Annotated in this window: 9 protein-coding genes; 7 read left to right on the top strand and 2 right to left on the bottom strand. The window is 63.3% G+C overall.

All coding sequences use genetic code 11. The annotated features are described in order from the left end of the window. Window positions 1–746 precede the first annotated feature (746 nt). The 4 genes from DIE15_RS00535 to DIE15_RS00520 all read left to right on the top strand — a co-directional run bounded on the left by DIE15_RS00535 (window position 747) and on the right by DIE15_RS00520 (window position 6,073). Window positions 747–1,679 (top strand): SDR family NAD(P)-dependent oxidoreductase, encoded by a 933-nt coding sequence (locus tag DIE15_RS00535; protein ID WP_124831936.1) that lies wholly within the window; start codon window positions 747–749, stop codon window positions 1,677–1,679. A gap of 600 nt (window positions 1,680–2,279) precedes the next feature. After that, window positions 2,280–4,103, top strand: coding sequence for an acyl-CoA dehydrogenase (locus DIE15_RS00530; protein ID WP_124831934.1), 1,824 nt, complete (start codon window positions 2,280–2,282; stop codon window positions 4,101–4,103). 55 nt (window positions 4,104–4,158) lie between these two features. Next, a complete protein-coding gene (locus DIE15_RS00525; RefSeq protein WP_057927164.1) occupies window positions 4,159–5,343 on the top strand; it encodes an acetyl-CoA C-acyltransferase in 1,185 nt (394 codons plus the stop codon). 238 nt (window positions 5,344–5,581) lie between these two features. Next, on the top strand, window positions 5,582–6,073 hold the full coding sequence (locus tag DIE15_RS00520) for a papain-like cysteine protease family protein (RefSeq protein ID WP_082664736.1): 492 nt from the start codon (window positions 5,582–5,584) through the stop codon (window positions 6,071–6,073). Window positions 6,074–6,469: 396 nt separating this feature from the next. On the opposite strand, the gene DIE15_RS00515 is transcribed toward DIE15_RS00520, so the two are convergent. Next, window positions 6,470–6,880, bottom strand: a complete 411-nt coding sequence (locus DIE15_RS00515) for a class I SAM-dependent methyltransferase (protein WP_260428153.1) — start codon at window positions 6,878–6,880, stop codon at window positions 6,470–6,472. Window positions 6,881–7,051: 171 nt separating this feature from the next. Continuing rightward, window positions 7,052–8,242 (bottom strand): helix-turn-helix transcriptional regulator, encoded by a 1,191-nt coding sequence (locus tag DIE15_RS00510; RefSeq protein WP_057927272.1) that lies wholly within the window; start codon window positions 8,240–8,242, stop codon window positions 7,052–7,054. Between the two features lie 281 nt (window positions 8,243–8,523). Between DIE15_RS00510 and DIE15_RS00505 the strand changes: the two genes are divergently transcribed. The 3 genes from DIE15_RS00505 to DIE15_RS00495 all read left to right on the top strand — a co-directional run bounded on the left by DIE15_RS00505 (window position 8,524) and on the right by DIE15_RS00495 (window position 11,183). After that, the gene (locus DIE15_RS00505) at window positions 8,524–9,462 is read left to right on the top strand and encodes an alpha/beta hydrolase (protein WP_124831932.1); all 939 of its coding nucleotides are present in this window, start codon (window positions 8,524–8,526) and stop codon (window positions 9,460–9,462) included. Next, window positions 9,459–10,583 carry a bifunctional 3,4-dihydroxy-2-butanone-4-phosphate synthase/GTP cyclohydrolase II gene (ribBA, locus tag DIE15_RS00500; RefSeq protein ID WP_124831930.1) on the top strand — a complete coding sequence of 375 codons (1,125 nt, stop codon included), beginning with the start codon at window positions 9,459–9,461 and terminating at the stop codon, window positions 10,581–10,583. The genes DIE15_RS00505 and ribBA overlap by 4 nt, the downstream gene beginning before the upstream one ends. A gap of 171 nt (window positions 10,584–10,754) precedes the next feature. Further along, window positions 10,755–11,183 carry a helix-turn-helix transcriptional regulator gene (locus tag DIE15_RS00495; RefSeq protein ID WP_124831928.1) on the top strand — a complete coding sequence of 143 codons (429 nt, stop codon included), beginning with the start codon at window positions 10,755–10,757 and terminating at the stop codon, window positions 11,181–11,183. Window position 11,184 lies beyond the last annotated feature (1 nt).

Raw genomic sequence — 11,184 nt, 5'->3', positions numbered from 1 at the left:
GTCGAGTTCCGACCGGAACCAGATGGGGAATTTCCCCACTCGCTTCTAAACGGCGTCGCCATGATGGAAAAGGCAGCGTGCGAACATGGTTCGCAGTCGCGCGAAACTTCGGATATCGGTCGGCAAAAAGATCCAGAGTCCTATATAAACCGATCGGCTCTCCGGTTCATCGTCGCGGCCAACGGCAACGCGATGGCCGTGGCCTCCGCAAGACGCCAACTCTGGTTCGCGCATTCATCCCTCTCTGGAGGCGTTGTTGTTGCGTCACCTCTGGTCGTCTCGAGACCAGACGAGATAGCACAACTGGCGCAATACCCGAACAGGAATCTTCGGCCCTGTCTGGTCCATCGAGCTTCCCTCTCGAGCTTCCCTCTCAAATCGAAATTCGGGCCTCAGCTATACGTCGATCTATTCCGGTTCACGGCTCGTTTCGCAACTCAGGGGGCACACTCCACTCGACCGCGTCGGATCGACCTCGTGCCTTTCAATTACTGCAGGCTTCGGAAAGCGACGGGTTAACCACGATCGACCACCGATGAACACCATGTTAACTTCACCGATCATAGGACTTGATCATTTGACCATATCAGGCATGAGCATGCCTTCCCACCGAAAACCTCCGCGAATGGCTCCATGCCTGCCACCTCCTGATACGTGTAATAGATCACCCATATGTCGCGACAAACGCGGAATGAATGCGCGTTTATTCGTCGTAGGCCACCACATCATCACCAACGAGACAACCCATGAAGATTGACCTGACGAATCGCATTGCGATCGTGACCGGCGCCGGCGCCGGTCTCGGGCGCGAGCATGCGCTGCTGCTTGCCCGGCTGGGGGCAAAGGTCGTGGTCAACGACCTGGGCAGCGACGTAAACGGCAGAGGCGGCTCCGCCACGGCCGCCCAGCGAGTCGTCGACGAAATCGTCGCTGCCGGCGGCGAGGCGGTCGCGAACAGCGCATCGGTTACCGATTCCGAACAGGTTCAGCACATGGTCGACCAAGCGCTTTCGCGCTGGGGTCATGTCGATATCCTGGTGAACAACGCCGGCATCCTGCGCGACAAGAGCTTCAGCAAGATGACGCTCGACGACTTTCGCGCGGTGATCGACGTTCACCTGATGGGCGCGGTCAACTGCTCGAAGGCCGTGTGGGAATCCATGCGGGAACGGCGCTACGGTCGCATCGTGATGACGACCTCGTCGTCGGGCCTGTACGGCAATTTCGGGCAATCGAACTACGGTGCCGCGAAGATGGCGCTGGTCGGCCTGATGCAGACACTGGCCATCGAAGGCGAGCGATACAACATCCGCGTGAACTGCCTTGCTCCGACGGCCGGTACACGCATGCTCGAAGGCCTGATGTCGGCGGACACCCTCGACACGCTGTCGCCTGCGTCCGTCAGCCCCGCCGTCGCGGTGCTTGCCGGTGAAGAGGCACCTACTCGGTTGGTCCTGTGCGCAGGCGCGGGCAGCTTCGAGGCCGCACATATCACCTTGACGCCCGGCATCCATCTCGGGACCGGCGACCAGGTCGCTCACCAGCTCGCCCAACGCCTCGACGAGGTGACGAACCGCAGCGGCGAGACGGTTCCTTCATCCGGTGTTGCCCAGGGCGATCTCGAGCTCAAAAAGGCCCGCATCGCCTCTGCGAATACGAAGGAGCATTTCGATGCGTGACGAGTCCGGGACGGCTGCACGCAAACCTGACCGCGATCTGAGGGGCCACGCGGCTGACGGGCGGCGCCATGCAAGCACCCGGCTTGCTCTACCCCGGTTGTCGCCCCTCGTCGACACGGAACTGGGCGTATCCGAATGGTTCTCCATTGATCAGCCTTCGATCAATAAGTTTGTCGACTTCACAGTGACCGGCAATCGATTTATGTGGATGAGGAACTTGCACGCGCAAGATCGTCCGTCGAAACCATCGCCTACGGGTTTCTCGCGCTTTCGATGCTTTCCGAGTGGGCTTCCAACGCTCTCCCCGAGGTCAAAAGGCAGCAGAACTAGATCAATTTCAGATTGAACAGCGTGCGCTTCACATTGAAGCAGGTCACGATGCGAAACATCACGAGCATCCAGTTGACCGTTGGCGTAATGGTGGAAATTAAGAACCATCACAAGCCAGCCATCGTGGCGGAGTGGATGATGCCGATCAACTCATAATTTCCCTGAATGTTTCCCGGTTCGATCGATTTGAAACAGTAATTTCGCATTCCAGAATTTATTGAAGAAATTCGAAAACTTGCCAAGACTCTAGATACTCACTCATTCGATTCCATGACTAGCGAACTCACCCTCTCCCGTCGCGACGTGGAGTTCATTCTTTTCGACTGGCTGCAGGTCGAATCTCTTACCCGTCGGCAACGGTTTGCCGGGCAGGACCGATTCGACTACACATCCGTGCTGGATGTATACGAATCGCTTGCCACGGATCTCTTCCAGCCGCATAACAAAAAGAACGACAGCAACGAACCCGCATTTGACGGAGAACGCGTCACCATCAACCCGGAAGTGGGTGTCGCATTGCGTGCATTTTCGGCCGCCGGCTTGATCAGCGCCTCGTTCCCCAACGAATGGAACGGCATGAGCCTGCCGAGCACCGTGGAACGGGCCGGCATGGCGTATTTGCTGGCAGCCAATCCGGGAACTGCAGGCTACGCGTTTCTTACCATCGCCAACGCCAATTTGCTAATGGCCCACGGCGAGCGAGACCGGGTGGAGCACTACGTCAAGGCCATGGCGGAAGGGCGATGTTTTGGCACGATGTGCTTGTCGGAGCCGCAAGCCGGATCAAGTCTTGCAGATATCCGCACGCGCGCGGTTCCGAGTAAAGACGGCCGCTACCGCCTGTTCGGCAACAAGATGTGGATCTCCGGTGGCGATCACGAGATTTCCGAGAACATTGTCCACTTGGTATTGGCAAAGATTCCCGATGAAAACGGGCAACTTCCTCCGGGCGTTCAAGGGATATCGCTCTTCACCGTACCGCGCAAGTTGATCAGCGCCGACGGACTGCCTGGCGAGCGAAATGATGTCGTACTCGCCGGTATCAATCACAAGATGGGTTACCGCGGCACTGTAAATTGCCTGCTGAATTTCGGTGAGGGTCGCTACCGTCCGGAAGGCGAAGCGGGCGCAATCGGGGAGATCGTTGGCGAGCCCGGCAAAGGGCTGGCCTACATGTTCCACATGATGAACGAGGCGCGTATCTCGGTCGGCCTCAGCGCCGCCGCGATTGGCTATACAGGCTACCTTCACTCGCTGGATTATGCGAAGACGCGCCTGCAGGGCCGGACACGCGGTGACCGATCGCCCGCATCAGGACAGGCCCCCATCATTCGTCATGCCGATGTCCGGCGCATGCTGCTCGCGCAAAAGGCATATGTATCCGGTGCACTCGCGTTGTGTCTGTATGCGGCTCGACTTAGCGACGATATCCATTCGCAAGAAGACGTCAACGACCGCGAAGAGGCGCATTGTCTGCTTGACCTGCTCACCCCCGTCGTCAAGAGTTGGTCGTCCCAATGGGGCCTCGTCGCCAACGATCTCGCCATTCAGGTTCATGGCGGCTACGGTTACACGCGCGAATACAACGTCGAGCAGTTCTATCGCGACAATCGGCTCAACCCGATACACGAAGGCACATTCGGTATTCAGGCGCTCGACCTGCTTGGTCGGAAGACTCGCGCAAACGGCGGTACCGCCATGACAGCGCTCGACAGGAAAATTGCCACGACGGTATTCAGGGCACGGTCGATCCGTCCGCTCCAGGACCATGCCGGCACACTCGAATGCGCGTGGGAGCGCATCCGCATCGTCACCGACGCGTTGCACCGGCTCGACGACCCGGAAGTCCAGTTGGCGAATGCGGCTGCCTACCTTGAAGCATTTGGCCATGTCGTCGTCGGCTGGCTTTGGCTCGACCAGGCGATCGTGGCCAACACGCTCGAGAACGGCCCTACCGGAAGCGACTTCCATCGCGGCAAGCTCGCAGCGTGCGACTACTTCTTCGGGTGGGAAATGCCCAAGGTAGCTGCGTGTCTCGCCGTGCTCAATCCAGTGGAAACAACCCCTCTGACGATGCCGGAGCATTGGTTCTGACCCGTGTGAGACACCTCCATTTCGTTGCTTTCGTTTAATTTATTAGGATATCAATATGATTGATGCTGTCATCGTTTCCACCGCGCGCACGCCGATCGGCAAGGCATATCGTGGCGCATTCAACCTAACGCACTCGCCCACCCTGCTCGGTCACGCAATCAGGCATGCTGTACTGCGCGCCGGTATCGAACCGGATCGCATCGAGGACGCCGTCATCGGTTCGGTACTCAACGCGGGAACCGCCGGCAACAATATCGCCCGACAAGGTGTGCTGGCGGCCGGGCTACCTGCTTCAGTCGGCGCACAAACACTTGACCGGCAATGTGCGTCAGGCCTGATGGCGATCGCCACGGCCGCCAAACAGATCATGTGCGACGGGATGCAGGTCGTTGTCGCGGGCGGCCAGGAAAACATCTCTGCGGTACAGACCCGCTACTTCGAGTGGACGCGCGCCGACCAGGATCCCAACGTGCTGGCCGTGCAACCCGCCGCATACATGCCGATGCTCGAGACCGCCGAGTTCGTTTCCCGCAAGTACGGGATCTCTCGGGAGGTGCAGGATCAGTACGCGCTCGATTCCCAGCTTCGCACTGCCGCGGCACAAACGGAAGGCCGTTTCTCGAACGAAATCGTCCCGATCACGACTCAGATGCTGGTCGTCGACAAAGTGACCGGCGAAACGTCGCGGAAGGAAGTCACGCTCACGCAGGATGAGGGAAATCGTCCCGGCACGACGCTCGAATCGCTTGCCTCTCTCGCACCGGTGGTTGACGGTGGCGTTGTAACCGCCGGGAACGCAAGCCAGCTTTCGGACGGCGCAAGCGCCTGCGTTCTGATGAATGGTAAGACTGCCGAACAGATCGGCGCAACGCCCCTCGGCATCTATCGCGGCATGACCGTCGTCGGCAATGCGCCCGAGGAGATGGGCATCGGTCCCATCTACGCGATCCCCAAGCTCCTGAAGCTTCATGGCCTAAAAGTCGACGACATCGGCCTGTGGGAGCTCAACGAGGCATTTGCATGCCAGGTGCTGTACTGCCGCGACAAGCTGGGAATCGATCCGGCCCGGTACAACGTCAACGGCGGCAGCATTTCGATCGGCCATCCGTACGGGATGACCGGTGCCCGTACGGTCGGCCATGCACTGATCGAAGGCAAACGACGCGGCGCGCGCTACGTCGTCGTATCGATGTGCGTGGGGGGCGGAATGGGCGCAGCCGGTTTGTTCGAAGTTGTCTGACGGAACGCGCCTTTTCCCGCAAAGCGAATGGGGCGGCAGCCCCGCTAATGCGGGGCCACCACCTAATGTTTTCAGTGCTTGCGCCAAGGTTGGAACAACTTTATGCAAACTAACGCGGACCAGCGAACGTCGTCCGCGGGCAGCCGATCGTCGCGCTGAGGTTGCCTGTCAGGGATGGTTGTCGTCGCGTCCGATTCTTCATACACTTTTACGGATCCCTCCTGTCTGGAGACCCGAAATGGTGGACGTCAGATTGAGCGTGCCGCTGGTCGATCAGAGCGGCGCAAAAAAAACGAAGTCAGGATCCAGAGCGCTGAAAAACGCATGCTGGTATGCCGCGGCGTGCATGGTTTCGTACTACCACCGTCCTGGGCCGCGCCTGGGCATGCCGGCGCTATGGCAGGCGGACCAGGGGCTCCCGCCGGAAAAGATCGCCGACTTGTGCGCCATTGAAGGACTCGTGCCACTTGATCAGCCTACGGTCATTACGCCCGAGTGGCTCGCCGCGGTACTGACCGAGTCCGGTCCGATCTGGGCCGCAGGTCATTTTCTGGACAGGCCCGACCAGCCTCGAATCGGTCACGTGATCGTCATCACGGGCATCCAGCAACGCACCGTTCATTATCACGACCCGGAGGGGCCTCCCCCGCGCACGATGCTGCTGGGGACGCTCGATGCCGGAAGGTGGAGACCCGATGGGCTGCTGGTGAAGGATCGGCGCCGCTACTGAATGCGGGCACTGTGCCGCAGTTGCCTGTCGGCGCGTCATCCCGTCACTGTTGTCGTCACATTCAAGCATCTCGGCCGGCTTTGATCACTCATCGAGAGGCGCATTCGCGAGTACGCGCGTGACGAGCCGGGCATGGGCTTCCATTTCGATGACGTATGGCAATGGCGTGATGAAGCTTGCGACATGTAGTGCTGTATTGCTCCGTCATCCATCGCGGTGGTCATGCGGTAACGCCACGGACTTTCCGTGCGACGCCGTTGTAGAAGTAGGTGAAACAGCGCGGCCCTGACGCATACGCGGTATCGATCTGCTCGAACTCGAAACCCGCCCCCTCGATCAGCGACCGGATCGGACGGTTCAGATGGCAGCCGCCGCTGAGGCAGCACCATGCGGGCGTCAGGCGATCCTGCCAACGGCGTACACCGGGTTCCGGCGCAAGGCCGTGCTCGACGAACAGGAGTCGCCCTGCGGGCGCCAGCACGCGTCGGATTTCCCGGAGCGCCCGCCGGCATCAGGGGTCGAGCAGAGCGTCCAGGTACTCACCACCGTGTCGACGCTTTCGTCCGGCAGCGGAATGCATTCCGCGGACGCCATCAGGAAGTCCACCGGTGCACCGGCTTGCACGGCGCGAGGGCGCGCCATCTCGACCCGTTCCGCCGAAGGTTCCAGTGCGAATACGCCACGTACGCCTTTGCGGTAGAGCGGCAGGTTCCGGCCCGATCCGGCGCCGATCTCGAGCACGCGCCCCGCTGCCCCTGAGATCACACGCTCGCGATACGGCACCAGCATCGCATTGCGCATCGCCATATCGACATCCCCGCTGAAATCGGCCGCGCACGAAACGAAAGAGGCTCGCACCGCGCGAGCCTCTTGTTCATGATGCCATGATCGCCGTTCCGTACCCGTCGACCGCAGTCGATGTATCGGCAGACGAATCCATTCGATATCGATGCGGCGGCATACGACGTGCCGCGCCGATCACCCCAGCGGCACCACGCTCCCGAGCAGGATCCGCACGAGCGTCGCCTGGCGCGTCACACCCGTCTTCGAGAAAATCGCGCGCAGATGCGTGCGCGCCGTGTTCTTGCTGATCCCCGATTCCTCTGCTGCCTCCTCGAGCGTCAGCCCGTTCGTCAGCAGCAGCGCGAGCGACGTTTCGGCGGGCGTCAGGTCGAACAGCTTGCGGATGATTTCCTGTGCGCCCTGCGGCTTGCGGTCGGGATCGCGCAGGAACAGCGTGACGGCCGGCCGGCGCTTGTTGTCCTCCGACCAGTCGGACAGCAGCACGGTGCGCACCAGCAGCCCGAGGCGCGGCTTGTCGAAGCCGCGCGTGATCGGCATCGCCTCGACGATCGCCGCGGCCGTGCCGTGGTGCCCCATCACCGCGTGGCGGATCAGCCGCTTGAGCGTGCGATTCTCCTGCGCATCGGTCGCCTCGATTGTGCCGCGCGCAATCGTCAGACCGTTGTTCTGCTTCAGGATCTCATCGGCGACGCTGTTCATGTCGATGATGGTGCCGTTCTCGTCGAGTGTGATCGTGCCGATCTGCATCCGGTTGATCGCGTTCGCGTAGATCGACCGCTCGACCTCGGCCGTGTCGAGCCGCGAATGCAGCTCGACCGCGCGCTTCAGGTGCGGCAGCAGCAGCGCGCAGATCGCCTTGTCGCGCGCGGAGAACTGCTTCGACGCGTGGTTGCGGCACACGCGGAACCGGCACTCGACGCCCGACGGCGTGCGCAGGTCCGCGCCGAGGATGTAGCGCACGTCCTGCGGCTTCAGGAACTGCTTGTACAGTTCGCTCGACAGCCAGCCCGTATCGCCGAACACGTCGTCGACCGTGACCACGCGATCGGCCGGCAGGCCGACGAACGGGTCGAGCGAATAGTAGTAGTTGTTGTACGAGGCCTCGCCGTCACCCGGCACGACCGGGCCGAATTCCGATGCGTGCACGGACAGCGGCGCGCGACGATCGCTCGCGGCCGCACGCAGGATCAGCGTTACGTAGTTGGCCTGCAGCAGCCGGCGAACCATCTCGAGCGCGCCTGCCCAAGGCGGCGTTTCCATCGGCCCCTGGTAGATGCGCGCCATCAGCTCGCTGAAATCCGCGACGCCGATGTCGGCCTCTTCGCTCGTTGACTGGCTCTCCTGCGGGGCCCATCTCGTCTCCATCAGCACGCTCCATCCTCCATGCAACTTGTATTCGGTGCGATTCATCCGCGCCGCCATGATTAAGACGCGTCTTAATTCCGGCGTCATCGGGACATTCACTGAATGGTGAGCTTTGGCCATTCGGGCGCGCGAACCATCGTCCAATCGGATGATGTGGCGCCCTGCCCGCTGCGCTGGAATGCCCGTCAGGCCGTGCCGACAAGCGTCCGGCGCGGCCTCAGGGAAAACCGCGACGCGGGTTTACCTGATTCAGACCGCATCCGATTCAGACAGGAGTTCCAATGCCGCTCGACCCTCAGGCGCAGGCGCTGCTCGCCGCGCTCGCCCAAGCGCCCGCGATCGATTTCGATCGACTGACCGTTCCCGCGTACCGCGCGAGCCTTGCCGGAGGCAACGCCTTCGCACCAGGTGATGCGATTGCCGCCGAAGAGGACTGGCAGATTCCCGCCCCGGGGCGTCAGTTATCCGCACGACTGTATCGGCCCGACGCCGACGGGCCGTTGCCGCTGACCGTGTTTTTCCATGGCGGCGGCTTCGTCGCGTGCGGCATCGATTCGCACGCGAATCTGTGCCGCAGCCTCGCCAGACGGGCGCGCACGCTCGTGCTGTCGGTCGATTACCGGCTCGCGCCGGAAGCGCGCTTCCCGGCGGCCACGCAGGACGCCTGCGACGCCGTGCGCTGGGCCGCCGCCAGCACGCGCGATCTCGGCGCGCGCGCCGGTGCGATCGCCGTGGCCGGCGACAGCGCGGGCGGCAACCTGGCCGCGGTCGCAGCGCTGCAGCTGCGCGGCTCGGGCGTCGCGATCGCGCACCAGTTGCTGCTGTATCCGGTCGTCGATTGCGCGACCGAGCATCCGTCCTACGAATCGCTCGGCGAAGGCTATTTCCTGACGGCGGACGCGATGCGCTGGTTCAAGCGCCAGTATTTCGACGACGACGCCGACCGCGCATCGCCGCTCGCGAGCCCGCTCGCCGCGGCGGACCTGTCGGGTGCGGCGCCGGCCACCATCGTCAGCGCGGAATTCGATCCTCTGCGCGACGAGGCGGAAGCGTATGCACTGCGTCTCGCGCAGGCCGGCACGCCGGTGTCGCTCGTCCGCTGGCCAGGCCAGCTGCACGGCTTCGCGAGCATGCTCGGCGCGGTCGATGCGGCCGATCGCGTGCTGACGTTCGGCGCCGATGCGCTGCGTCGCGCATTCGACGCGACGGAGGCGCAATGACGCTCGCCGGTACGCTGGAAATCGTCGACGAGCTGCGTGCGGGGCGGATGGTCCTGCTCGTCGACGAAGAGGATCGCGAGAACGAAGGCGATCTCGTGATCGCGGCCGATCACGTGACACCCGACGCGATCAACTTCATGGCGCGCTTCGGGCGCGGGCTGATCTGCCTGACGCTGACCGCCGAGCGCTGCGAGCAGCTGAGGCTGCCGCCGATGGCCGATCGCAACGGCACGCCGTTCGGTACCGCTTTCACGGTCAGCATCGAGGCAGCCGAAGGCGTGACGACCGGCATTTCCGCGGCCGATCGCGCGCGGACGATCCGCGCGGCGGTGCGCTCGGGCGCGCGGCCCGACGATCTCGTGCAGCCCGGCCACGTGTTTCCGATCGCAGCGCGGCCGGGCGGTGTGCTGGTGCGCGCGGGGCACACGGAGGCAGGCTGCGATCTGGCCGCGCTCGCCGGGCTCACGCCTGCGTCGGTGATCTGCGAGGTGATGAACGACGACGGCACGATGGCACGGCTGCCCGAGCTGAAGGCGTTCGCCGCGCATCACGGGCTGAAGATCGGCACGATCGCGGACCTGATTCATTACCGCCGCGAGCACGAATCGCTCGTCGAGCGCGTCGGCGAACGGCCGCTGCATACGCCGTGGGGCCGGTTCCGCGCGATCGAGTATCGCGACACGGTGCACGGCGCACCGCATCTCGCGCTGGTGCGCGGCGAGCCCGATCCGTCGGCGCCCGTGCTGACGCGCGTGCACGAATGCCATTCGCTGCTCGATCTGCTCGACGCCGAGCCGTCCGCGCATTCGTGGCCGCTGCACGCGGCGTTGCAGCGGATCGATGCAGCCGGCTGCGGCGTCGCGGTGCTGCTCGACTGCGACATGCGTGGCGACGCGATGCGGACACCGGCCGGCCATGCACGCCACGACGGCCGCGTCACGGGGATCGGCTCGCAGATCCTGCGCGAGCTCGGCGTGCGGCGGCTGAATGTGCTGTCGAGCCCGTTCCGGCTGCCGGCGCTGTCGGGGCACGACCTGGAGATCATGGCGTTCATCCCGCTCGGTGACGACGATCCGGAAAGCGCACGTGCCGCGCATGCGAGCCCGCTGCGGGCGGCGTGACGCAGCGCGGGCGGGCTCGCGTCGCCCTTCCAGCATCGATCCACGGGTTGCCGTTTGACAGGCTATCGTTTGTTTTTGTTAAATACAGTCTCAGGTTTGTATTTTGACGATACATGCCGTAGGCTGTATTTTTCGATTACAAGCGATCGCCTGTCATTTCGCGGAGAGCCCATGGCATTCCCTGTCCAGACCTTGAGCCAGTTGCGCCCCATCCTCGTCGGCTTCCGGAAGTCGGCGGGGTTCACGCAGGCGCAGCTCGCCGCCCGCCTCGGCGTCACGCAGCAGTCGTACGCGCAGCTCGAAGCCAATCCGTCCGCGGTCAGCATCGAACGGCTTTTCAAGGTGCTGAACGTACTCGGGGTTCGCCTGTCGCTCGATCCACGCACGCCGAACGACCCAGCGGCACCCGACGACACGGCCTCCGCTCCCGCGCCCAAGCGCGCACCGGCCGCGCGCGGTCGCTCATCCGGCCCATCCGGCGCGTCCGATACACCGGCCCGCGCACCGGCCGCGGCGAAGGCCCCGTCCGCCGCCGCGCGCAAACGGCCTGCCGCGGCGACACCTGGCAAGCCTCGGGGCACCAAGCGGGAGGACTGGTGAC

This window comes from Burkholderia sp. Bp9031 (assembly GCF_003857965.1).
In the GTDB taxonomy this organism is placed as follows: Bacteria; Pseudomonadota; Gammaproteobacteria; order Burkholderiales; family Burkholderiaceae; genus Burkholderia; species Burkholderia ambifaria_A.
Note: the sequence above shows the minus strand (reverse complement) of the source record. Positions and strands in the feature narration are given on the sequence as shown.

Coding starts and splice junctions, on each gene's coding strand:
- DIE15_RS00535 (WP_124831936.1), top strand. CDS start 747: ATGAAGATTGACCTGACGAATCGCATTGCGATCGTGACCGGCGCCGGC.
- DIE15_RS00530 (WP_124831934.1), top strand. CDS start 2,280: ATGACTAGCGAACTCACCCTCTCCCGTCGCGACGTGGAGTTCATTCTT.
- DIE15_RS00525 (WP_057927164.1), top strand. CDS start 4,159: ATGATTGATGCTGTCATCGTTTCCACCGCGCGCACGCCGATCGGCAAG.
- DIE15_RS00520 (WP_082664736.1), top strand. CDS start 5,582: ATGGTGGACGTCAGATTGAGCGTGCCGCTGGTCGATCAGAGCGGCGCA.
- DIE15_RS00515 (WP_260428153.1), bottom strand. CDS start 6,880: ATGGCGATGCGCAATGCGATGCTGGTGCCGTATCGCGAGCGTGTGATC.
- DIE15_RS00510 (WP_057927272.1), bottom strand. CDS start 8,242: ATGGAGACGAGATGGGCCCCGCAGGAGAGCCAGTCAACGAGCGAAGAG.
- DIE15_RS00505 (WP_124831932.1), top strand. CDS start 8,524: ATGCCGCTCGACCCTCAGGCGCAGGCGCTGCTCGCCGCGCTCGCCCAA.
- ribBA (WP_124831930.1), top strand. CDS start 9,459: ATGACGCTCGCCGGTACGCTGGAAATCGTCGACGAGCTGCGTGCGGGG.
- DIE15_RS00495 (WP_124831928.1), top strand. CDS start 10,755: ATGGCATTCCCTGTCCAGACCTTGAGCCAGTTGCGCCCCATCCTCGTC.